The following is a 22,414-nucleotide window of genomic DNA, read 5'->3' as shown; positions in this document are numbered from 1 at the left end:
TGGTTCTTTTTTGATGTACCTAATAAAAGCAGTATTTTACGCGAATGGCCAAGAACAAATTCAATAAAAACTGGATACACGACCACATTAACGACCCTTATGTCAAATTGGCACAGAAAGAGGGTTACCGTGCGCGTGCAGCCTACAAGCTGAAAGAGATCGACGAGGCCGAGAAGCTGATCAAGCCGGGCCAGGTGATCGTCGACCTCGGCTGCACCCCGGGCAGCTGGGGCCAGTACACCCGCCGTAAGCTGTCGGGCGGCGAGGAAGGCGGCATCAAGGGCACCATGATCGGTCTCGACATCCTGCCGATGGAGCCGATCGCCGGCATGCACTTCATCCAGGGCGACTTCCGCGAGGACGCGGTGCTGGACCAGCTGGCCGAGATCCTCGGCGAGCGCCAGGCCGACCTGGTGCTGTCCGACATGGCGCCGAACCTGTCCGGCATTCCGACGGCGGACGCAGCGCGTATGGAGCATTTGATCGAAATCGCTATTGAGTTCTCTCAAGCGCACCTCAAGCCGTCCGGCGCATTGTTAGTAAAATGCTTTAAGGACATGGGGTTTACGCAAACCGTTGAGCTCTTCCGCAAGGAATTCAAGGTGGTCAAACAGATCAAACCCAAAGCAAGCCGCGACAAGTCGTCCGAAATTTTCCTGCTGGGCCGCGGCCTCAAGCATCCTGCATAGCGAAAAATGCAGATTATTCACGGTCTCGCCCTTGATATTCGGCCGTATAACCGCACATCGACCAATGTATGGTTTGCATGGGTGTTTATTCGTGCGCGCCGGAAATAAAAAACCGTTATAGTGACGGGACAAAGCTTCACGAGCGGGCGTGCGTGGCACCGCCTGCTTATTGCGGTAAAATCCGCGTTTGAAACAATGGGAAAAGATGCGTCCGCATCAGAGGAGTTTTCGTGAATAATATGTTTTCCAAATCCGCCATCTGGGTGGTCGTCGCGCTGCTGTTGTTCATGCTGTTCAAGCAGTTCGACAACCACAACGTTGCGGGCGGCAGCAAGACGATTGCTTATTCCGAGCTGCTCGATGATGTGCAGGCGAAACGCATCAAGGACGTCGTGATCGAGGGTTCGAACATCACCGCGACCCGTCAGGACGACAGCAAGGTCCGCGCCACTGCGACCATGCTCGACCGCGGCCTGATCAAGGACCTGCGCGACAACAACGTACGTTTCGACGTCAAGCCGCCGGAAGAGCCTTCCTTCCTGCAGCAAGTCTTCATTTCCTGGTTCCCGATGCTGCTGCTGATCGGGGTCTGGGTGTTCTTCATGCGCCAGATGCAAGGCGGCGGCAAGGGCGGGGCTTTCTCGTTCGGCAAGTCGAAGGCGCGCATGATGGACGAAACCAATAACACCGTCACCTTCGCCGACGTCGCCGGTTGCGACGAAGCCAAGGAAGAAGTCGCCGAGATCGTTGACTTCCTGAAGGACCCGACCAAGTTCCAGAAGCTGGGCGGACGTATCCCGCGCGGCGTGCTGATGGTCGGTCCTCCGGGCACCGGTAAAACCCTGCTGGCGCGCGCCATCGCCGGCGAAGCCAAGGTGCCGTTCTTCTCGATCTCCGGTTCCGACTTCGTCGAGATGTTCGTCGGCGTGGGCGCCTCCCGTGTCCGCGACATGTTCGAGAACGCCAAGAAGCATTCGCCATGCATCATCTTCATCGACGAGATCGACGCCGTCGGCCGCCACCGTGGCGCCGGCATGGGCGGCGGCAACGACGAGCGCGAACAGACCCTGAACCAGCTGCTGGTCGAGATGGACGGCTTCGAAGCCTCCTCGGGCGTGATCGTGATCGCCGCCACCAACCGCGCCGACGTGCTCGATAAAGCGCTGCTGCGTCCGGGCCGTTTCGACCGCCAGGTGATGGTGGGCCTGCCGGACATCCGCGGCCGCGAACAGATCCTGAACGTGCACATGCGCAAAGTGCCGATCGGCACCGACGTGAAGGCCGACATCCTGGCCCGCGGCACCCCGGGCTTCTCCGGCGCCGACCTGGCCAACCTGGTCAACGAAGCCGCCCTGTTCGCCGCGCGCCGCAGCAAGCGCCTGGTCGAGATGGCCGACTTCGAGGACGCCAAGGACAAGATCTTCATGGGCCCGGAACGCAAGTCCATGGTCATGCGCGAGGAAGAGCGCCGCAACACGGCTTACCACGAGTCGGGCCACGCCGTCATCGCCAAGCTCCTGCCGAAGGCCGATCCGGTGCACAAGGTCACGATCATGCCGCGCGGCTATGCGCTGGGCCTGACCTGGCAGCTGCCGGAACATGACAGCCTGTCCGGCTACAAGGACAAGATGCTGGAAGAAATCTCGATCCTGTTCGGCGGCCGCATCGCCGAAGAGATCTTCGTCGGCCAGATGTCGACCGGCGCCTCGAACGACTTCGCCCGCGCCACCAAGCTGGCCCGTTCGATGGTGACCCGCTTCGGCATGTCCGAGAGCATGGGCGTGATGGTCTACGAAGACGATCCGAACGAAGGCTTCTTCGGCGGCTCCGTCAAGACCATTTCCGAGGCGACCCAGCAGAAGGTGGACGCCGAGATCCGCGCCATCCTCGACAGCCAGTACACGCTGGCGCGCCGCCTGCTGGAAGAGAACCGCGACAAGGTCGAGATGATGACCAAGGCCCTGCTCGAGTGGGAAACCATCGACGCCGAGCAGATCAACGAGATCATGGCCGGCCGCGAGCCGACTCCGCCGAAGTCGGTCCAGCTGACCAAGCGTCCGTCGAGCGGCGGCGATTCGGGCGGCGTGGCGACCAACGCCCCGGCCCCGGCCTGATCGACGGCTGAGCCCCTTATAAAAGGCACCCTGCGGGGTGTCTTTTTTTCTGTTTCAAATAAGCTTTTTTATCATGCACCAGTATCTGCAATGCGGCCGTTTCGGCTTCAAGCTCGCCCAGCGTCCGCTGGTGATGGGCATCCTCAACGTCACCCCCGATTCCTTCTCCGACGGCGGCCGCTACCAGGCCCTCGAGTTCGCCATGGAGCGCGCCGAGCAGATGATCAAGGATGGCGTCGACATCATCGACATCGGCGGCGAATCGACCCGTCCCGGCTCGCCCAGCGTGACGGTGCAGGAAGAACTCGACCGGGTCATGCCCGTCATCTACGCCCTGCGTGAACTCGGCCATGCGCTGTCGATCGACACCTGCAAGCCTGAAGTGATGCGCGAAGCCATCATCGCCGGGGCCGACATGATCAACGACATCAACGGTTTTTGCGCGCCCGGGGCGGTCGAGGCGGTGGCCGGCAGCGACGTCGGCCTGTGCATCATGCACATGCAGGGCACGCCCCAGGACATGCAGGCCCAGCCGGTCTACGGTGACGTGGTGGGGGAGGTGAGCGCCTTCCTGCGCGCGCGCGTGGAGGCCTTGCGGGCTGCCGGCGTTGCACAGGAGCGCATCACGATCGATCCGGGATTTGGCTTTGGCAAGACTGTCGAGCATAATGTCGCATTGCTTCGTGGTATCAATCAGATGCAGCAGGCACTGGGCCTGCCGGTGTTGGCGGGCCTGTCGCGCAAGTCGATGATCGGCGCCTTGACCGGGCGCCCGGTCGACCAGCGCCTGGCAGGCAGCCTCGGCGGCGCGTTGGCTGCGGTAGCACAGGGCGCCCGCATCGTGCGGGTCCATGATGTGGCGGAGACGGTGGACGCACTGAAGGTGTGGAACGCCGCAACCTCCGGCGCTTGAAGAACAACTGAACATAAGAGAACGATATGGCACGCAAATATTTTGGTACGGACGGCGTACGTGGCCTGGTGGGCGTGGCCCCCATCACCCCCGATTTCGTGATGCGCCTCGGCTATGCGGCCGGCAAGGTGCTGGCCAAGGGCAGCACCGGCGCCAGCGGCCGTCCCACCGTGCTGATCGGCAAAGACACCCGCATCTCCGGCTACCTGCTGGAAGCATCGCTCGAGGCCGGTTTCTCGGCCGCCGGCGTCGACGTCATGCTGGCCGGCCCGATGCCGACCCCGGCCATCGCCTACCTGGTCCGCGCGCTGCGCCTGCAGGCCGGCGTGGTGATCTCGGCCTCGCACAACCCCTTCCAGGACAACGGCATCAAGTTCTTCTCCGAGCACGGCACCAAGCTGCCGGACGCGGTGGAACTGGCCATCGAGGAAGCGATCGACCAGCCGATGGGCTGCGTCTCGTCCGAGAAACTGGGCCGCGCGACCCGCCTGCGCGACGCCCAGGGCCGCTACATCGAATTCTGCAAGAGCACCTTCCCGAACGAGCTGGACCTGCGCGGCATGAAGATCGTGGTCGACTGCGCCCACGGCGCCGCCTACGCCATCGCCCCGCACGTGTTCCACGAACTGGGCGCCGAAGTGATCGAGCTGGGCACCAAGCCGGACGGCTTCAACATCAACGACGGCGTCGGCGCCACCGCCCCCAAGGCCATGGCCCAGGCCGTGGTCGAGCACGGGGCCGACCTCGGCATCGCGCTGGACGGTGACGCCGACCGCCTGATCATGTGCGACGCCAACGGCCGCCTGTACAACGGCGACGAGCTGCTCTACGTGATGGTGCGCGCGCGCATGGCCACCGGCAAGGTGGATGGCGCAGTCGGCACCCTGATGACCAACATGGCCCTCGAAGTCGCGTTCAAGGAAATGGGCGTGGGCTTCGCGCGCGCCAAGGTCGGCGACCGCTACGTGCTGGAAATGATGCAGGAGAAGGGCTGGCTGTTCGGCGGCGAAGGCTCGGGCCACCTGCTGGCCCTGGACAAGCACTCGACCGGCGACGGCATCGTATCAAGCCTGCAGGTGCTGTCGGCGCTGCGCCGCAGCAACCAGGGCCTGGCAGAGTGCTGCAAGGAACTGGTGCTGTTCCCGCAGACCCTGATCAACCTGCGCGTGAAGCCGGGCTTCGACTGGACGAAAAACGAAGCCGTGGTGGCCGAGAAGGAAGCCGTCGAGCGCGAGCTTGGCGAGCGCGGCCGCGTGCTGATCCGCGCCTCCGGCACCGAGCCGCTGGTGCGCGTCATGGTCGAGGCCAAGGAAGCGGAGCTGGCCGAGAGCATGGCCAAGCGCATCGCCGCGCGTTTCGAGCTTTGATGCCGCTTCGCCGGACGACGGGCGTTCATTGACGCTTGCGGGCCGGCGGAGTATGATGGTTTTATCGGAGTGTAGCGCAGCCCGGTAGCGCACCTGGTTTGGGACCAGGGGGTCCAAGGTTCGAATCCTTGTACTCCGACCATCATCTTTGAATGCGGGCTGTCCTCGACGGCCCGTTTTCTTTTCATCTCGACAGCCTCGCTGTCGTCTTTCTGCCCATAGCTCAGTTGGATAGAGCATCAGCCTTCTAAGCTGAGGGTCGCTGGTTCGAACCCAGCTGGGCAGGCCATCCGCATTCGTTTCCTTCCTGCTAGCGAACGCCCCTGCTGGAGCGTCCATGCTAGTGTCAATTCCGACAACATCATCGGATGACACCAGGAGGATACGCATGCCATTTTGCCGATTGACACGGTCCGCCGCCGCGGGGGCCGCCGCTGCCATGCTGGCGGTGCTGACCATATCGCTCGCCCTTCCCGCGCGCGCCCAGCAACCGGCCACGTCGACGTCGACACCGGATGGCGAAGTGTTCGCACTCAAGCTGCCGGCCGCCGCCACCCCGGCGGCAAACGAGGCAAGCGGTACCGTCCAGTTCATCGGCACCGCCACCGTCCTGATCCGCTACCAAGGCTTCACCATCCTTACCGACCCCAACTTCCTGCACAAGGGCGACCACGTGCACCTGGGCTATGGGATCAGCGCCGAGCGCCTGACCAATCCGGCGATCGAACTCGACAAGCTGCCGGCTATCGACTTCGTGGTGCTGTCGCACATGCACGAAGACCACTTCGACAAGCTGGTGCAGGAAAAGCTGCCGAAGGACACGCCCATCGTCACGACGAAGGAATCGGCGGCTTCGCTCGAGAAACTCGGTTTCACGCGCGGCATCGGACTGGGGAAATGGGACCAGGTCGAGGTCGAGAAGGGCGAGTCGCGCATGCGCCTCACCGCCGTGCCGGGGCGCCATGGCAAGGCCGGCATGCAGGCGCTGCTGCCCAGCGTGATGGGCTCGATGCTGGACTTCGGCCCGAACAAGGCGGCCCCGACCTACCGCATGTACATCAGCGGCGATACGCTGGTCTACGACGACCTGAAGAACATCCCGCAGCGCTTCCCCGGCATCGACCTGGCCCTGCTGCACCTCGGCGGCACCCGCATCCTCGGCGTGTTCAAGGTCACGATGGACGGCAAGGACGGCGTGCAGCTGCTGCAGATCATCCGCCCGCAGCATGCGATTCCCATCCATTACAACGACTACGACGTGTTCAAGTCGCCGCTGGCGGACTTCGCGCGCGAAGCGAAGGCGGCCGGGCTGGAGGAACAGGTGAGCTATCTCGCGCACGGCGAGACCTATTCCTTCAAGCCCAGGACGCGCTGATCATTCCTGCTCTTCGGTGCGCGGCGCGAGCGTCGCGTCCTTTTCGCCATGCGGCGGCGGCGGGGCTTTCGCCGGGACGCGGGCCGCCGCCGGCGCGGCATCCTCGTCGAAGGGCCAGCCGGTATAAGGCGCCACTTCGCGCTGGAATTCGTGCGGCATCACGATCGGCACCTGCAGGCACACGCTCTGGGTCGGCAGGACCTCCATCCAGTCGCGCACCAGTTCCTTGTAGGCGATGCCGACCGGACGGATCTTGCGGTCCAGGTCGAACAGGCCGAGGGCGTTGACGTTGCCGTTGTTCTCGCGCAGCGCGGTGTCCCAGTCGACCTGGTCGGTGAGCGAATACCAGGTGAAGCCGACCAGCGGCACGCCGTTGTTGCGCACGCGGAGCACATTGGCCCATTCCTTGCGCAGCCATTGCACGGCTTCGTCGCCGCGTGGGCCCTGGACCAGGTTGGTCTCGGTGTGCATCACGGGCAGGCGGTAGCGGTTGTAGTACTGGTGGGTAATGACCGCGTAGCCGAAGATCTCGCCGGCCGAGCGCGTCAGGCCGTCGGCCGAGACGTAGTGCTCGTTGGTCTGGTAATAATCGTTGCCCATGATGCAGTGGTGCTTCAGATTATTATTCAGGAAGAAGTGGTACTCCTCGCGCGTCATGCCATTGTCCAGCATGTACTCGTACATCTCGGAATCGACGCGCCGGCCGTAATTGAGGTCGAGCGACAGGAAGCGCCGTGCATTGTAGAGTTCGGCCGGGCCGATGGCCGCCGGGCTTTCGGCATGGAAGTATTCGGTCGACTCGCTCTGGATGAACAGGGCGTCCGGGCGCACCTGCAGGATCGCGTGCATGGCCAGGATATTGGCCTTGACGATGTTCTTCATCGCCGTGACGAAGCCCCGGTCGCTCGTCATCTGCTCGTTCCACCAGCCGTAGAGGGCCGAGAACAGTGCGCAGATCGACATCTCGTTGATCGGCGTGTAAAGCTGCAGCCAGGGATAGCGCCGCGCGAACACGCCGGCGTAATCGGCGAACAGCTCGGGGAAGTCGGGATTCTGGAAATTGCCGATCCAGTCCGGTACCCCGAAGTGGCAGAGGTCGACGATGGAAGCGATGTTGCGCTTGCGCAGATCGTTGAACACCAGGTCGGCAAACTCCCAGTCGTAGCGCTTGGGGCCGAGCCAGGTCTTGTGCAGCGGCGGACCGTAGCGCAGCACCTTCAGGCCGAGCTCCTCGACCAGGTCGAAATCGGTCTTCCAGTGCTTGTAGTGGCCGCACTTTTCCAGTTCGTCCATGCGGACGCGTCCATGCTCGATGGTCGGGTTGCTGTTTTCGATACCGGTGGCAAAGATAAATCCGGGTGACATTCACCCTCCTTTCATCTTGAACGCGTCGTTTTCATTGTAGCCCGGTTAAGATTTTCCGTTCCGAACCGTGCGCGCGTCCTTACTGCCGAGTGATAAGCTATGTAACACTTAGACAATATTTCCTACCGCCACCTAATCTCAGCATGTCCACGCTCACCGCGATCCCGACCGCCGGTCCGCGCGCGCCCGCCACGCTCGCGCCAGCCAACCGCCGGCTTGCCTGGGGCCTGCTGGTCTCGTTGCTGCTGCATGCGCTGCTCTTGTTGCTGCAGTTTGGCGTCCCGGGCCTGCGGGCGGGGGCGGGTGGGCCTTTGACGGTGGTGCTGACGCCTGCACAGGTGCCGCCGGCGCCGGCCTTGCCACCTGTGCCACCTGTGCCGCCTGTGCCGGCGCCGGTGTTGCCGCCGCCATCTGTCGCACCGCCTATGCCGGGTGTTGCGGTTTCGCCGCCCGCACCGGCCGCGGCTGCGCCTGCGCCGGCGCCGCGCCGCGGCTTTACCCTGCGCGATCCGGTACCGGTCTTGCCTGCGCCGGCGGCGCCCAAGCCTGCGCCGCCGGCGCGCCGCGTCCTGCGGCGGCGACCCCGTCCGCGGCCCCAGCCGCCAAAGGAAACCCTGCACACCGAGGTAATCGCCCGGCAGATGAGCGCGGATCCCAGCTTCGTGCTGCCGCCGCCCGAACTGCCGGCCCTGGCGGAGATACCGGAAGCGGCTGAAGAGAAGGCTGATCCGGCGCCGCAGCTGGTCCGGCAGGCGGAAGAAGAGGAGGCTGCACGCGTGCTGGCGCAGCAGCGTGCGGACGAGGAAGCGAAGCGCCTTGCCGAGCTACAGCGCACCGAAGAGCTTGCGCGCCAACAAATGGCGGCGCAGGCTTTGGCCGAACAGCAGCGAACCGAGGAACTGGCGCGGCAGCAGCTGGTCGAACAGCAGCGTGCCCAGCAATTGGCCGAGCAGCGCCGTTCGGAAGAGCTAGCCCGTCAGCAGCTTGCCGAGCAGCAGGATAGACAATTGGCCGAGCAGCGCCGTGCGGAAGAGTTCGCGCGCCGGCAACTGGCTGAACAAAGCCATTCGGAGGAGCTTGCCCGTCAGCAGCTGGCCGAACAGCAGCGTGCCCAGCAGTTGGCCGAGCAGCGCCGCATCGAGGAACAGGCGCGCCAGCAGCTGGCCGAACAGCAGCGTGCCCAGCAGTTGGCCGAGCACAGCCGCATCGAGGACCAGGCGCGCCAGCAGCTGGCCGAGCAGCAGCGTGCCCAGCAGTTGGCTGAGCAGCGCCGCATCGAGGACCAGGCGCGCCAGCAGCTGGCCGAACAGCAGCGTGCACAGCAGTTGGCCGAGCAGCGCCGCGCCGAAGAGCAGGCCCGCCGGCAGCTGGCTGAACAACAGCGGGCCCAACAGCTCGCCGAGCAGCGCCAGGCCGACGAGCGCGCCCAGCAGGCCGCCGCACGCCAGCGCGCCGAGGAACTGGCGCGCCAGCAGGCGGCGGAGTCGGAGGCGGCGCGCCGCCTGGCCCGCCAGGATGCGGCGCCCGGCTTGCCGTCTTCGGATGCCGGCGGCGGCCTTGCGCGTGCCGACCGCGCGGCGGGATCGGGTGCTGGCGCCGGCCTCGAACCGGGCGGCGGGCAGGGCGCGGGCGCCGGTGCGCGCGGCTTGTCCGGCAAGGATTTCGGTTCGCGCGCGCGCGAGCTGTTGCGCGGCATCGACGTCGCCAGGGCCGTGCCGCCGGCCATGCGCGCCGCCGAGCAGGCCCGGCAGGCGGTAAGGCGCGCGCTGGCCGACGCCGCGCGCCGCGACGTGCCGCTGCGCCTCTACCTCGACAGCGTGCGCCAGAAGATCGAGCGCAACGCCATCGTGAGCCAGGCCCAGCTGTCCAGCGGGGCGGTGCATACCGACCCCGTGGTCAGCATCGCCATCCGCAGCGACGGCAGCATCGAGGACGTGACCATCCTGCGCTCCAGCGGGCGTCCGGACATCGACGAGGTCGTGCGCCGGATCGTCAACCTGAATGCGCGCTACTCGGCCTTCCCGGCCAACGTGGCCGCCAACTACGACGTGATCGAATTGCGCCGGGTCTGGACCTTCGCCGAGGTCCTGCGCCTGGTGGAAGAAGTGCGCTGAGTGCCTGCTAGAAAGCTATCGGGGACTCACTGCTGACCTGAACCTGCCGTTTGACGTGCGCCAAAGCCATTCCGGGTAGGGGGCTTACCCTGACTCTGATCGCCAGAGGCTGGCAGCACATTTCGACGGGCAACACATGAACGCTTCCAATACGCAATTTCTGGCACGCGCCTACCGCGCCGTGCTGGCGGCGGCCTTCGCATTTGCACTTGCGGGCTGCGCATCCTCCATCCATTTCCGCTCGCAGGACGGGGCTGGTGCGGACGAACCCGCGCCGCCGACGGAAATGATCACCGAAAAGCTGATCGCCGCCGAGCGCCAGCAGCACCGGGAACAGGCGAACGTGGAGCTGGAAAACCTGCTGGTGCCGAATCCCCCGCCTTACGCCATCGGCAGCGGCGACGTGCTCTCCATCGTAGTGTGGGATCACCCCGAGCTGGCCGGCAATGCCATGAACACGGGCTCGCTCGCGGCCGACCCCAGCGGCGCCAACACCGCGCCGCCGGGCTTCGTGGTCGACCACCTGGGGCGCATCCAGTTTCCATTGATCGGCATGGTCGGCGTCGACGGCAAGACCGAGGAACAGGCGCGCGCGCTGCTGACCGCGAAGCTGGCCAAATACCTGGCCAATCCCAACGTCACCCTGCGCGTGCAGTCCTATCGCAGCAAGCGCGTGTACATCGACGGCGAGGTCAAGTCGCCCGGACTGCAGGCCATCAACGACATTCCCATGACCCTGGTCGAGGCGATCAACCGTTCCGGCGGCCTGCTGCCCAGCGCCGACCAGAGCCGCATCGTGCTCGAGCGCGGCCAGCAGCGTTATCTGCTGAGCCTGCGCGACCTGGTGCAGAAGGGCATCAACCCCGGCATGGTGATGCTGGCCCCCGGCGACGTGGTCCGCGTGCATTCGCGCGACGAGAGCAAGGTCTTCGTCTCCGGCGAAGTCCTGACCCCGAAGGCCCTGACCATGCACGACGGCCGCCTGACCCTGAACGAGGCGCTGGGCGAGAGCGGCGGCATCAGCCCCCTGAGCGGCGATGCGCGCCAGGTCTACGTGGTGCGCAAGACGCCCGAGCGCACGCGCGTGTTCCAGCTCGACGCCCGCGTCGCGGGTTCGCTGGCGATGGCCGAGTCCTTCGAACTGCAGCCGAAGGACATCGTCTACGTGGCGGCGTCGCCGCTGGCCAACTGGAACCGCAACCTGAGCCTGCTGATCCCCGGCGCGCTGACCTCGGCGGTGACCGCAACCAACCGGCCGTGAAGTAAACAGGAGCACGAACATGAGTACCCCCGGTGAGCCGCATCCCCTGACCCCTGTCGTCCGTACCCCGCCCATCGCCAGCGTGCCTTTCGATCCACGCGCGGTCGGCGGGCCGGCCGAAGAACCTGTCTTCGACCTCAAGGGCTATCTCCACACCTTCTACGACAACCGCTGGCTGATCGGCGGCATCACTGCCTTCATCACCCTGGTGGCGGTGCTCTACGCCCTGGTCGCCATGCCGGTGTTCGAGGCCAACCTGATGATCCACGTCGAGGAGGAGAGCCCGAACGCGTCGAAGAACATCCTCAGTGAGGCGTCCTCGCTGTTCGAAACCAAGAAGGCGGCGATCGCGGAGATGGAGCTGCTGCGCTCGCGCATGGTTGTTTCGCGCGCGGTCGACAACCTGCAGCTCTACATCGACGTGCAGCCCAAGTACTTCCCGATCGCCGGCTTCTGGTTCGCCAACCAGAACGGCAATGCGCTGTCCGAACCGGGCCTGTTCGGCTACGGCGGCTACGTCTGGGGCGCGGAGAAGGCCGAGGTCTCGGTGTTCGAGGTGCCCGAAGCCTGGCTGGGGCGCGAATTCGCGCTCACCGCGCTCGGCAACGGACGCTACCGCTTTTCCGGCGGCGGCCAGCGCATCGTCTTCGACGGCAACGTCGGCCTGCGCTACCGCGTGCCGACGCCGGACGGCGTGATCGAGCTGAAGGTCGACCGCATGGTGGCGAACGCCGGCGCGCGCTTCCGCCTGCGCCGCATCTCGCGGGTGGCGATGATCCAGGCGATCCAGACGGCGCTCGTCATCACCGAGCAGGGCAAGCAGTCGGGCGTGATCGAGGTCAAGCTGCAAGGCGAAAACGCGCGCCGCACCCACACGCTGCTGAGCGAGATCGGCCGCGAATACATGCGCCAGAACCTGGCCCGCAAGACCGAGGAGGCGGAGAAGTCGCTGGCCTTTCTGAACCAGCAGCTGCCGATCCTGAAGCGCCAGCTCGAGCAGGCCGAGGACCGCTACAACCAGTTCCGTAACGAGCACGGCACCGTCGACCTGCAGGAAGAGGCGCGTATGAGCCTGGCGCAGGCGGCGGCGGCCCGCGCCCGCCGCATCGACCTGATCCAGAAGAAGACGGAGTTGATGGCGCGCTTTACCGAAGACCACCCGATCGTGCAGGCCATCAACCGCCAGCGCAAGGAGGTCGAGACCGAGATCGACGAGGTCAACGCCCGCATCAAGTCCCTGCCGGTGCTGGAACAGGATGAGGCGCGCCTGACCCGCGACATCAAGGTCAACACCGACCTCTACACGGCGCTGTCGAACACCGCCCAGCAACTGCGCCTGATTTCCGTGGGCCGCGTCAGCAATGTACGCATGGTCGACGCCCCGGTGCCGCCGGAGAAGCCGCTCAAGCCGAACCGGCCGCTGATCGTCGCGCTGGCCGTCGTCACCGGCCTCTTTCTCGGCACCCTGATCGCCTTTGCGCGCAAGGCCATGATGGGCGGGATCGACGATCCGCAAAAGATCGAACGCCTGCTGCACGCCCGCGTGGTCTACGCCACCATTCCGCACAGCAGCAACCAGGACAAGCTGATGCGCAAGGCCAGGGGCGACGGCGGTCCGCTGCCGCTGCTGGCCCGCATCATTCCCGAGGACGCCGCGGTCGAGAGCCTGCGCAGCTTCCGCGCCGCGCTGCAGTTCGCGATGCCGCACTTCCGCAATAACATCGTGATGTTCGCCGGGCCCACCCACGGCCTCGGCAAGTCCTTCGTCTCGGCCAACTTCGCGGCCGTGATGGCGGCCAGCGGCAAACGGGTCCTGCTGATCGACGCCGACATGCGCAACGGCCAGCTGCACCGCTACTTCAGCGTGAAGCGCGAGCGCGGCCTGTCGGACGCCATCCTGGGCAAGAAGCGCGTCGACGAAGTCATCCGCCACGACGTGGTGGAGAACCTGGACTTCGTGCCGACCGGCGAGCTGCCGGCCAACCGCTCGGAATTCCTGCTGCACCTGAACTTCGGCAGCATGCTCGAGCAGGTCAGCGCCCATTACGACCTGGTGCTGATCGATCCGCCGCCGCTACTGGCGGTCGCGGATGCCCTGATCATCGGCGCGCATGCCGGGGCCGTCTTCATCGTCGCGCGTTCGGGACGGACCAACGAGTCGGAAATCCACGAATCGATCAAGCGCCTAAACCACGCCGGCATCTCGCCGCAGGGCGTGCTGTTCAACGGCCTGGCGCCGCGGCTTGGCACCTATGGCGCCTACAACCGCTTCGGCGCGGCGGGGCAGATCGGATTTTCGGCAAGCTGAGCTCCGGCGCGACAGCGTAGAGAGAGCCGGCCTGATGTCAGGCCGGCTTTTTTTCGTCCTGTCGCGTCCCTTGCGTGTACGGACAAACCGGCGCCAGGCAAGGATGCCAGGGGGAAAGGCGAGGGCGGGCGGAGAAGGGACCGGAAACGCAGCGGCGCGTCCGACCAGATGATGGGACGCGCCGCCAAAGAGCAAAACCGGCTTATTCGGCCGAGGCGGATACGATGGCCGGACGAACACGCTGCGGCTGCACGGCGTTCTTGATCGCGCGGCGCAGGCGGAAGGTATGGGACTCGAACAGCCGGTATGAGACGTAGGCGGTGCCGAGCAGGGCCAGCAGCATGCCGAAGTAGACCGCATAGTCCAGCGGGGCGTCGACGGCCAGCTTGCTGCGGCCGAATTCCTGCAGGCCGAAGTAGCGCAGCAGCTTGATGGTCGGGATGTGGATCACGTACAGGGTGAAGGAGAACTCGGACAGCAGGTGCGCCACTTTCGCCAGCCCCTGGTTGAACGCGGAACGCAGGATCAGCGGGCGCTGCAGCGAAGCCAGGATGAAGAGCAGCGGCAGGCTGTAGACCAGGTCCTGGAGGAAGGAATCGAAAGTCAGGTCGTCGTTGCTGCCATGGATGCGGAACCAGACCGAGCAGCCCAAGCCGATTGCCACCAGGGCCAGGCGCAGGCCGTTGCCGCACTCGATGCGCACGCGCGAGAACAGGGCGCCCAGCAGCCAGAGGGTGAAGTAGAGGGTGATGGCCTGCGGCAGGGCGCCGGCGATCAGCACCAGGGCGGTGGCGGCGGCCAGCTGGCGCAGGCGGCTGCGGCTCATGAAGACGAACAGCAGCAGCGGGAACTGGATGTAGTACCAGGTTTCGTTGGCCAGGCTCCACAGCGCGTAGTTGCCGCCGAAGTTCTTCACCAGCACCGTCTGCAGGCCCAGCAAGTTGCCGACGAAGGCGGTGGCCGAGTATTCGTTGGCGGCCGCGAAGTCGGCGCTGCCCGGATCGGCGTCGGCGATGAAGATGCCTACCGCCAGCATGAAGCACATCGCCGGCACCAGCACCGTCCACAGGCGGGTGGCGCGGTCGATCGCATACGAGAGCAGGGCGCCGGGCTGGCCGATGCGGTTGAGCAGGCTGCCGCCGACCAGCCAGCCGCTGATCAGGAAGAACACCACCACCGCCTGGTGCGCGAAGCCGGTGGCGAAGGCCAGAAGCTGGTAGTACAGGGGCGGGTCGATCATCGCTTTTAAACCGGGAAACATCTCGGAGCGCAGGTGCGCGGCTGCGACCTGCAGCGCGGCCAGGCCGCGCATCAGCGAAATCAGCAGGGAGTGGACGGAGTTGCTGTCCAGCTGGCTCTGTCGCTGCCACTGGATCTTGGGAAGGATGGTGCTGCTCATGATGTCTCCCGTTGTGAAGGAGTTAAGAAAAGGCTAGCCGCAGTGATCCCACGGCGTCGGGTAATGGTTGCCGGACAGGACCAGCGCCACCTTGATCATCCAGTAGCCGACCGAGGCCGAACGGAGGACCCAGGCGACCGCGAGCCAGGCGGCGAGACAGCAGACCATGGCCCGGCGGGGCGGCGGCGCGGGCACGTCGCCGGTCAGGTGGACCGCGCATACCGAGGCGCCGGCGCCGATCAGCCAGCCGCCGATCGCCTCGGCCGCCGTGTGTTCGCCCGCATGGACCAGGGCCGCGGCCACCATCGCCCCCAGCGCCAGTGCGGCGGCGGTGGCGGTCAGGCGCAGCATCGTGCCTTTGGCGCGCAGCAGCAGGAAGGTCAGCACGGGAAACACCGTGGTGAAGCTGGCGGCATGGCCGCTGATGGCCTTGTAGTCGAGGGCGGGCAGGCCGGTCGCCCAGCCGAGGAAGGCGATCTTGGTGGCCGCCACCAGCGCCAGCGCGAGCGCGAACACCAGGCTCCAGCCGAAGGCCGCGCGCCAGGCCTTGGCGGCCAGCAGCCAGGCGGCGATGGCGGCGCCCGCCGGCAGGGTCAGCGACAGGTCGCCCAGGTGGAGGAGCTGGGACCAGGCCATGGTGTCCTCATCGCAGGATCGCCGCCAGGGTGCGGAAAATGATCCGCAGATCCAGCCAGAACGAGCGTTCGCGCACGTAGCGCTGGTAGTACTCGAGCTTGACCGGCAGGATGGTGTCGACATAGGCGCGCTCGGGATCCTGCGCCCGGCCGAGGATCGCGCTTTCGTCCCTGTACAGGATGGCCGCGAGGTCGGTGACGCCCGGCCGGACCGAGAGCACCGTATTGCGCACCGCCGGCGGATAGCACGCGACGTAGCGGGGCACTTCCGGGCGCGGGCCGACCAGGCTCATGCTCCCTTCGAGCACGTTCAGCAGCTGCGGCAGCTCGTCGAGCTTGTAGTGGCGCAGGAAGCGGCCGGCGCGCGTCACGCGCGGATCCTGCCCGACCGTCAATTGCCGCGCGCCGTACGGGCGGTCGGTCATGGTCCGGAATTTATAGATCTCGAAGGGCACGCCATGGCGCCCGATCCGGACCTGGCGGAACAGCACCGGGCCCCTCGAGTCGAGCCTGACCCACAGCGCCACCGCCAGCAGCAGCGGCGCCAGCAGCAACAGCCCGGCGCCGGCGGCCAGCAGGTCGAACGATCGCTTGCTCAGTCCGCCCATCATGCGAGCAGCTCGCGCAGGGTGGCGATCACGCGGTCCTGGTCGGCGTCGCTCATCTTGGTGTACAGGGGCAGGCTCAGGATCCGTTCGTAGCAGGCTTCGGCGACTGGGAATTGCGAGGCCGACAGTTCGCAGGAATTGCGCCAGACCGGCTGGCGATGGAGCGGTATGAAGTGCACGCTGGTGCCGATGCCGCGCTGCGACAGCTTCAGGATCAGCTCGTCTCGCCCCATGCCTGCTTCCGGCGCCATGCGCACCACGTACAAATGCCAGGCGTGGGTGCTGCCGTTCTCCGTATCGGCCAGCGGCGGCAGCTGCAGCGGCAGCCCGGCCAGGGCTTCGTGGTAGCGCCGCGCCAGGTGCTCGCGGCGCTGCCAGAAACGGTCGATCTTGCGCAGCTGCTGGATGCCGATGCTGGAGGCGATGTCGGTCAGGTTGTACTTGAAGCCGGCGGCCACCACCTCGTAATACCAGGCTGGGGTGCGCGAGACATAGCGGTTGAAGGCATCCTGGCTGATGCCGTGCAGGCGCATCAGGCGGATGCGCCGCGCCAGCTCGGCGTCGCGCGTGACCACCATGCCGCCTTCGCCGGTGGTCATGGTCTTGTTCGCGTAGAAGCTGAACACGGTGATGTCGCTGTCCAGCGTGCCGACCAGGCGGCCCTTGTAGCGGGTGGGGAAGGCGTGGGCCGCGTCCTCGACCACCCGCAGGCCGCGGCGCCGGGCCAGGGCCAGCAGGGCGTCCATATCGCAGGCCAGGCCGGCGTAGTGGACCGGCAGCACGGCGCGGGTGCGCGGCGTGACGGCGGCCTCGACGGCTTCGATGGACAGGTTCATGTGTTCCGGCTCGACGTCGACGAAGACCGGCTTCGCCCCGAGGTAGCGCACCACCTCGGCGGTGGCGGTGAAGGTGAGGGTGGGCACGATCACTTCGTCGCCGGGGCCGATGCCCAGGCTTTCCAGCGCCAGGTGCAGGCCGGCGGTGGCGGAATTCACCGAGATCGTCTCGACCTCGCCGCCCAGGTAGGCCTTGAAGTCCTGTTCGAACTGGCGCGTGGCCGGCCCCGTCGTGACCCAGCCCGAGCGCAGGCAGGCGACCACGGCTTCGATCTCGGCCTCGTCGATGTCCGGCAGGGCGAAGGGCAGGAAGGCCGCAGGATCGACTACATGCGCGGCGGCAGCGGTGGCGACAGTTGCGGCATCGGACTCGTGATGTTCAGCCATGGCTAGGTTCTCCAGCAAATGCGTTCAGGAAGCGGCGTCCGAGGACGGGATAAGTGTGGTTGGCGAGGGCGAAGCGGCGGCCGCGCTGGCCGAGCACGGCCCGGCACTCGGCGCCCATCGCCAGCAGGTTGAGGATGCCGTCGGCCACCGCCTGCGGGTGCTCCGGCGGCACCGTCAGGCCGCAGCCGGCTTCGGCCACCGGGTCGTTGCCGGCTTCGACCGCATGCAGGATGGGACGGGCCGCCATCATGTAGTCGATCAGCTTGTTGGGCGAGATGCCGAAGCGGTACAGGGGCTGGCGCCGCCAGCCGATGTAGGCCAGGTCGAAGCGCGCCAGCAGGGCCGGGACCTGGGCTTTCGGCACCGGCTCGAAGAAATGCACGTTCTCCAGGCCCAGTTCGATTGCCTGCCGCAGCAGGGCCGGCTTGTCGGGGCCGCCGCCGACCAGCACGAAGGCCACCGGCTGGCCGCGCAGCCTGGCCGCCGCTTCGAGCAGGGTTTCGAGGGCGTTCGAGATGCCGTGGGTGCCGGCATAGCCGACCACGAACTTGCCTTGTCGGTGCAGCTCGTCCAGGGTGTCGGCCAGGGCCGCCGGCAATGCCGCCGGGGCGCCTTCCCACTCGGCCGGATCGACGCCGTTCGGCACCAGGTGCAGCTTCGACGGCGCCATGCCGTGGGCCTCCAGGTGCTCGCGCACGCGCGGCAGGATCGACACGATGGCGTCCGCGCGCCGGCAGGCGAAATTCTCGGCCGCCTGCAGCAGCATGATGAAGGGGTGCCAGCGCGAGTAGCCGCCCAGCTCCATCGGCGAGAGCGGCCACAGGTCGTGCAGTTCAAACAGCAGGCGCGCGCCGGCCAGGCGGGCGATGCGGTGCGCCGGCCAGATGTCGAGCGGATAGGTGCTGGAGGCGATCACGGCGTCCGGCTTCAGCCTGGCCGCCAGCGCCGCGCCCTCCCGCCGCAGGCGCATGACGAAGGCCGCCATGTTGCGCACCCGGGCCAAACCGTTGCCGCGGTAGGGCGGCGTCGCCAGCCACAGGTAGTCGATCCCGGCGATGGTTTCCTGCAGCTGCGCGGCGCCGCCCAGGCTAGGGGCCAGGGTGCGCACGTGCGACTCGGAAGAAGCGACGATGGTCACTTTATGACCCTGCCGCACCCACTCGCGCGCCAGGTAGTAGGGCCGGTACTCCATCCCGTGACGCACGGAGCCGGCGTAATGGTTGATCAGGAGGATGTTCATCTGTGCCACGCCACTTCCTCGGCCAGCCGCTGCAGGTTGCAGCGGGTGCTCTCCAGCCAGTTGGTTTCCCATTGCACGGGATGGGTCAGGAAGCAGATGCGCTCGTGCTGGCCCAGCGCCGCGAAGGGCGAGATCGGGTAGTAATAGACCGGGTAGGGGCGGTCGCTGATGTACAGGTCGAAGTGGCGCAGCAGCTCGGTGTCGTAGGACTCGCATTCGATGCCGCAGCGGCGGCGCAATTGTTCGTCGCAAAGCAGCTCGTGGTTGATGACCTTCAGCCGGCGATTGGCGAAGTCGCCGTGGCTGGCCACGGTCGCCATCTGCATGCCCAGTTGCTCGCGGATGCGGGTGAAATTACGCACGAACATTTCGCGGATTTCCGGAAAGCGCTCGCGCACCGAGTCGCCGCAGCGCAGGCGGTGGCGCTTGGCATAGGTCGCGACTTCCTCGTAGTGGTAGCTGGCCTCGCCGCCGGCCGCCTCGATCTCGCGCATGAAGCCGTAGTCGAGGGTGCTGAGGCGGAAGTAGTAACTGGCCTGGACCCCGTGCTTGACCTCGAGGTCGAACATCTTGCGCGCGGTGCGCAGGTCGCTGTCGATGTCGTGGCGGTGCACCAGCACCTTGCCGGGGTCCTCGGCGGCGTGGACCTCGCGGTAGAAGGAGCGCACCGACAGCTGCCGGTAGCCCGCCTGCGCCGCCTTGACCAGCAGCGCTTCGTATTCCGCCATCCGCGACGGCATCAGGTAGTCCGCGTACAAGCGGTTGAGCAGCTTCTTCATTGCAGGCTGTACTTCACACGATAGGGTTGGTAACCGAGGATGCGTTTGAACTGCTGCAGGCCGGGCTGGGCGCCGAAGAAGGTGTCGTACATGACGTAGCGCACCCGCTTTTCCTCGAGCAGGCGGCTGACGATGTCGACCATCAGCAAATGCATGATGCCGTCGTTGTTGCGGATCCCGATCAGTTGGGAAAAGGCGCTGAAGTTGCCGTAGTGACCGATGTTGGCGTAGGCCACCAGCCTGCCCTCGAGGTCCAGCACGCCGTAGTAGCTGAAGTGGGGCTGGCGCTCGAAGCACGAGACCTTTTGCCGGTACTTGTCGTCCATCGGCCGGCCCTGGCGTTCCTCCAGCGAGGTGTTGATCGCGTGGATGGCGTCGACGTGGTCGTTGCGCTCGATCTCGGTGCAGACATAGCCGCGGGAGCGGGCCCGTTTTGCGTGCCAGGCGCCGCGGTTCTTGCCCTGGATGTCTTCCAGGTAGGCCGGCGGCCCCGTGAAGCGGCCAAGGTCGATCAGGGCCGCGCCCATGGTCTTGTTGCCGATGAGCTTGTAGCGTGGATGCCGCCGCGTGTAGTAGCGGTAGGTCTTCGCGATGTCCTCGGGCTCGATGCGGGAATCGAACTGCAGCCGCGCCACGGGCATGCGCAGCAGCTCGCGCAGGGTGGCGCTCAGGGTGTCGTATCGTCGCAGGAAGGTGTTCATGGTCAGGCGGTGCGGTTGGGTGAAAGGGCGAGGCCGTCGTGGAAGGCCAGCAACTTGTCGGCCTCGCCGCGCCAGTTGTAGCGGGCGTGCACGGCGCGGCGGCCGTTTTCGCCCATCAGGCGGGCCTTTTGCGGATGGCGGCAGAAGTCGTCGATGGCGGCCGCGATCGCGGCCGGGTCGTGCGGATCGACGCAGACGCCGCAATCGTTGCCTTCGACGATCTCCTGCCACAGCGGGAAGCGCGAGGCGATCACCGGCAGCCCGGCCGCCATGTACTCGAACATCTTGACCGGCAGCGCATCCAGGTAATTCACCACCGGATGCAGGGTGACCAGGCCGGCCATGGCGCGGCTCATCGCGCGCTGCACCCCGGCGCGGCCGAGGTGGCCGTGGGCGTCGACCCGCTCCCAGCCAGGATAGCCCGTGAGCTCGTGCTCCAGCGCCGCCTCCGAAAAGCTGCCCACCAGCGACAGGCGCGCGGGCGTGCGCAGCAGTTCGCAGGCGCGCACCAGCTCGCGGATGCCGCGGATCGCCGAGATGCTGCCGACGTAGCAGACTTCCATCGCCTTGCGGTCCCAGTCCGGCGCGGCGTCGAATTCCTGCAGCACCGGGTAGTTGTTGACGTCCACGGTGTTCGGATTGATGCCGGCCAGGCGCTGGCGGACGAAGGGCGTGGCCGCGATCAGGCCGTCGAAGCGCCGGCAGGCGCGGCGTTCATAGGCGGCGAAGGCGGCCGACAACACGCGCCGCGAAAAGCGGTTCAGGTAGGGCTTGGCCAGCAGCTGGGCGGGCACGTCTTCGTGCGAGTCGAACACGACCTGGCGGCCGCGCCGCTTCAGGCGCAGGCCGGCCGGGATCAGCTCCGGATCGTGCAGCTGGTAGACGTCGGCGTCGAGGCCGAGCGCGGCGCGCAGCATCCGGCCGGTGGTGCGCAGCACGCGCTCCAGGCGCCCGCCAGGACGGCCGACGTCGAGGATGCGCACGCCGTCGGCCCGCTCCTCGCCCAGGCCGTCCGCCACGACCAGGGTGACCTCATGCCCGCGAGCTGCCAGGCTGCGGCACTGCTTGACGAAGATCCTCGTGTCGTAGCGGGGATGGGCTGAGGTGAGGTGGACGATATTTGCCATATTTTCTCTCGAACCGGTATTGCGAGTAAGCGCCGAGCGATGCGCCGATCAGCATGTCGGTGAAGAAGTGCGACGAAATCAACAGCAGGACGGTGACGCAGGCCATGGAAAAGCCGAGGACGAATTCCGGGCGCCGGCGGCCCGCCAGGTACTCCTTGAAGAACATCGGGATGGCGGGAACGATGGTGATGGCCAGCACGTAGACGAAGCCGAACAGCCCCAGGTCGACCCAGGCCGAGAGCACGTTGTGCGAGTAGTAGCCGGGCGCATAGCTGGCGTAGTCGCCGAGGATGGGATGGGCGGCGATGGTCTGGCGCGCATACACGGTCAGGTGGTGGCGCTTGTTGGCCGAGGTCGAGTGCGACAGGTCCACCAGCTCGAGGATGCGGCTTTCCGGCAGCGAGGCGATGATGTCGTCGAGGTGCACATAGATGGACATGCCAATCACCACGGCCAGGCCGAGGAAGATCAGCTTGTGGCGCGAGAAATAGAATTCGATGATGGGGATCGCGAACAGCAGGGCCGCGAATTCGCTGCGCGCGGTGTTGACGAACAGGGTGGCCGCGCCGACCGCATACAGGGCCAGGCGCAGCGGCATCGAGCGGGTGTAGGCGACCACCGGCAGGAAGGTCATCAGGTAGGAGCGCGCGAAGCCCTGGTAGGTGGCCAGGCTCTCGGCGTCGCGTGCGATGCCGAGCGCGCCCAGGTAGAACACGCCGTTGACGGAAAAGCTGAAGGCGATCGCCGACATCCCGGCCAGGCTGGCGAGCGCCATCAGGCGGAACTGGCGGTGCTCGAAGTCGATGAAGGTGAACATGATGAAGGTGTTCACCATGAACAGGATGCAGACCAGGTGGTTGACGACGATGGCGCGGTTGGCCCCCGCCGCGGCATTGACCATGATGACCGCCAGGAAGTAGGCGTTGAACAGGCCGTAGTGCAGGTCGATCGCCGAGCGGCGGCGTGGATCGAGCCGCATGCGCCGGTAATACACGAAGAACAGCGGCAGCATGTAGACGATCGAGATCGGCGAGAAGTAACCGCCCAGGAAGGCCCCGGTGGTGCCCGTGCCCAGCAGCGTGTGGTAATAGAAGAAGCCGGGAAACAGCAGGAAGAACGCCGAGTTCAGCATAAGCTGTTCGCGCGTGCTGGTGCCGGGGCGGTGGGTGGTCGATTTCATGCGCGTGCCCTTCACC

General features: G+C 66.1%; 18 protein-coding genes and 2 tRNA genes. 10 read left to right on the top strand and 10 right to left on the bottom strand.

Annotated features, from left to right (window positions below; genetic code table 11):
• Positions 1-44 precede the first annotated feature (44 nt).
• The 7 genes from ACFPO9_RS03980 (at position 45) to ACFPO9_RS03950 (ending at position 6,458) form a co-directional block, all read left to right on the top strand.
• The gene (locus tag ACFPO9_RS03980) at positions 45-689 is read left to right on the top strand and encodes an RlmE family RNA methyltransferase (protein ID WP_379767362.1); all 645 of its coding nucleotides are present in this window, start codon (positions 45-47) and stop codon (positions 687-689) included.
• A 230-nt stretch (positions 690-919) separates the two neighbouring features.
• Complete coding sequence (gene ftsH / locus ACFPO9_RS03975; protein ID WP_379767359.1) at positions 920-2,803, top strand: ATP-dependent zinc metalloprotease FtsH; 1,884 nt, start codon at positions 920-922, stop codon at positions 2,801-2,803.
• A 73-nt stretch (positions 2,804-2,876) separates the two neighbouring features.
• Positions 2,877-3,716: a dihydropteroate synthase gene (folP, locus tag ACFPO9_RS03970; RefSeq protein WP_379767357.1), complete on the top strand. Its 840-nt coding sequence runs from the start codon at positions 2,877-2,879 to the stop codon at positions 3,714-3,716.
• Between the two features lie 26 nt (positions 3,717-3,742).
• A complete protein-coding gene (gene glmM / locus ACFPO9_RS03965) occupies positions 3,743-5,083 on the top strand; it encodes a phosphoglucosamine mutase (RefSeq protein WP_379767354.1) in 1,341 nt (446 codons plus the stop codon).
• A 65-nt stretch (positions 5,084-5,148) separates the two neighbouring features.
• A tRNA-Pro gene (locus tag ACFPO9_RS03960) sits at positions 5,149-5,225 on the top strand.
• 70 nt (positions 5,226-5,295) lie between these two features.
• Positions 5,296-5,372: transfer RNA gene (locus ACFPO9_RS03955), tRNA-Arg, on the top strand.
• A gap of 99 nt (positions 5,373-5,471) precedes the next feature.
• Positions 5,472-6,458, top strand: coding sequence for an MBL fold metallo-hydrolase (locus ACFPO9_RS03950; protein WP_379767352.1), 987 nt, complete (start codon positions 5,472-5,474; stop codon positions 6,456-6,458).
• Here the strand turns inward: ACFPO9_RS03950 and ACFPO9_RS03945 are convergent, their stop codons facing one another.
• Positions 6,459-7,823 (bottom strand): family 1 glycosylhydrolase, encoded by a 1,365-nt coding sequence (locus tag ACFPO9_RS03945; protein ID WP_379767349.1) that lies wholly within the window; start codon positions 7,821-7,823, stop codon positions 6,459-6,461. It lies immediately after the preceding gene.
• Between the two features lie 143 nt (positions 7,824-7,966).
• On the opposite strand from ACFPO9_RS03945, the gene ACFPO9_RS03940 reads away from it, so the two are divergent.
• From ACFPO9_RS03940 to ACFPO9_RS03930, 3 genes are all read left to right on the top strand, one after another.
• The gene (locus ACFPO9_RS03940; protein ID WP_379767346.1) at positions 7,967-9,937 is read left to right on the top strand and encodes a TonB C-terminal domain-containing protein; all 1,971 of its coding nucleotides are present in this window, start codon (positions 7,967-7,969) and stop codon (positions 9,935-9,937) included.
• Between the two features lie 136 nt (positions 9,938-10,073).
• Positions 10,074-11,198, top strand: coding sequence for a polysaccharide biosynthesis/export family protein (locus ACFPO9_RS03935; protein WP_379767343.1), 1,125 nt, complete (start codon positions 10,074-10,076; stop codon positions 11,196-11,198).
• A gap of 19 nt (positions 11,199-11,217) precedes the next feature.
• Positions 11,218-13,506 (top strand): polysaccharide biosynthesis tyrosine autokinase, encoded by a 2,289-nt coding sequence (locus ACFPO9_RS03930; protein ID WP_379767340.1) that lies wholly within the window; start codon positions 11,218-11,220, stop codon positions 13,504-13,506.
• 202 nt (positions 13,507-13,708) lie between these two features.
• Here the strand turns inward: ACFPO9_RS03930 and ACFPO9_RS03925 are convergent, their stop codons facing one another.
• From ACFPO9_RS03925 to ACFPO9_RS03885, 9 genes are read right to left on the bottom strand one after another with little or no spacing between them, the layout of a single operon-like run.
• Complete coding sequence (locus ACFPO9_RS03925) at positions 13,709-14,905, bottom strand: acyltransferase family protein (RefSeq protein WP_379767337.1); 1,197 nt, start codon at positions 14,903-14,905, stop codon at positions 13,709-13,711.
• Positions 14,906-14,938: 33 nt separating this feature from the next.
• Entirely contained in the window at positions 14,939-15,541 is a 603-nt protein-coding gene (locus ACFPO9_RS03920; RefSeq protein WP_379767334.1) for a hypothetical protein, read from the bottom strand.
• A 7-nt stretch (positions 15,542-15,548) separates the two neighbouring features.
• Positions 15,549-16,139: a sugar transferase gene (locus tag ACFPO9_RS03915; RefSeq protein WP_379767608.1), complete on the bottom strand. Its 591-nt coding sequence runs from the start codon at positions 16,137-16,139 to the stop codon at positions 15,549-15,551.
• A gap of 8 nt (positions 16,140-16,147) precedes the next feature.
• Positions 16,148-17,371: a DegT/DnrJ/EryC1/StrS family aminotransferase gene (locus ACFPO9_RS03910; protein WP_379767331.1), complete on the bottom strand. Its 1,224-nt coding sequence runs from the start codon at positions 17,369-17,371 to the stop codon at positions 16,148-16,150.
• Positions 17,364-18,611, bottom strand: a complete 1,248-nt coding sequence (locus ACFPO9_RS03905) for a glycosyltransferase family 4 protein (protein WP_379767606.1) — start codon at positions 18,609-18,611, stop codon at positions 17,364-17,366. The genes ACFPO9_RS03910 and ACFPO9_RS03905 overlap by 8 nt, the downstream gene beginning before the upstream one ends.
• Positions 18,608-19,390: a polysaccharide deacetylase family protein gene (locus tag ACFPO9_RS03900; protein WP_379767328.1), complete on the bottom strand. Its 783-nt coding sequence runs from the start codon at positions 19,388-19,390 to the stop codon at positions 18,608-18,610. Before ACFPO9_RS03900 ends, ACFPO9_RS03905 begins: the two co-directional genes overlap by 4 nt.
• Positions 19,387-20,091, bottom strand: coding sequence for a hypothetical protein (locus ACFPO9_RS03895; protein ID WP_379767325.1), 705 nt, complete (start codon positions 20,089-20,091; stop codon positions 19,387-19,389). Before ACFPO9_RS03895 ends, ACFPO9_RS03900 begins: the two co-directional genes overlap by 4 nt.
• 2 nt (positions 20,092-20,093) lie before the next feature.
• Positions 20,094-21,218, bottom strand: a complete 1,125-nt coding sequence (locus tag ACFPO9_RS03890; protein WP_379767322.1) for a glycosyltransferase family 4 protein — start codon at positions 21,216-21,218, stop codon at positions 20,094-20,096.
• Positions 21,124-22,398: a hypothetical protein gene (locus ACFPO9_RS03885; protein ID WP_379767319.1), complete on the bottom strand. Its 1,275-nt coding sequence runs from the start codon at positions 22,396-22,398 to the stop codon at positions 21,124-21,126. Before ACFPO9_RS03885 ends, ACFPO9_RS03890 begins: the two co-directional genes overlap by 95 nt.
• Positions 22,399-22,414: the final 16 nt, after the last annotated feature.

The sequence above is a fragment of the Massilia aerilata genome (assembly GCF_042656905.1).
Taxonomy (GTDB): Bacteria; Pseudomonadota; Gammaproteobacteria; order Burkholderiales; family Burkholderiaceae_D; genus Telluria; species Telluria aerilata.
Note: the sequence above shows the minus strand (reverse complement) of the source record. Positions and strands in the feature narration are given on the sequence as shown.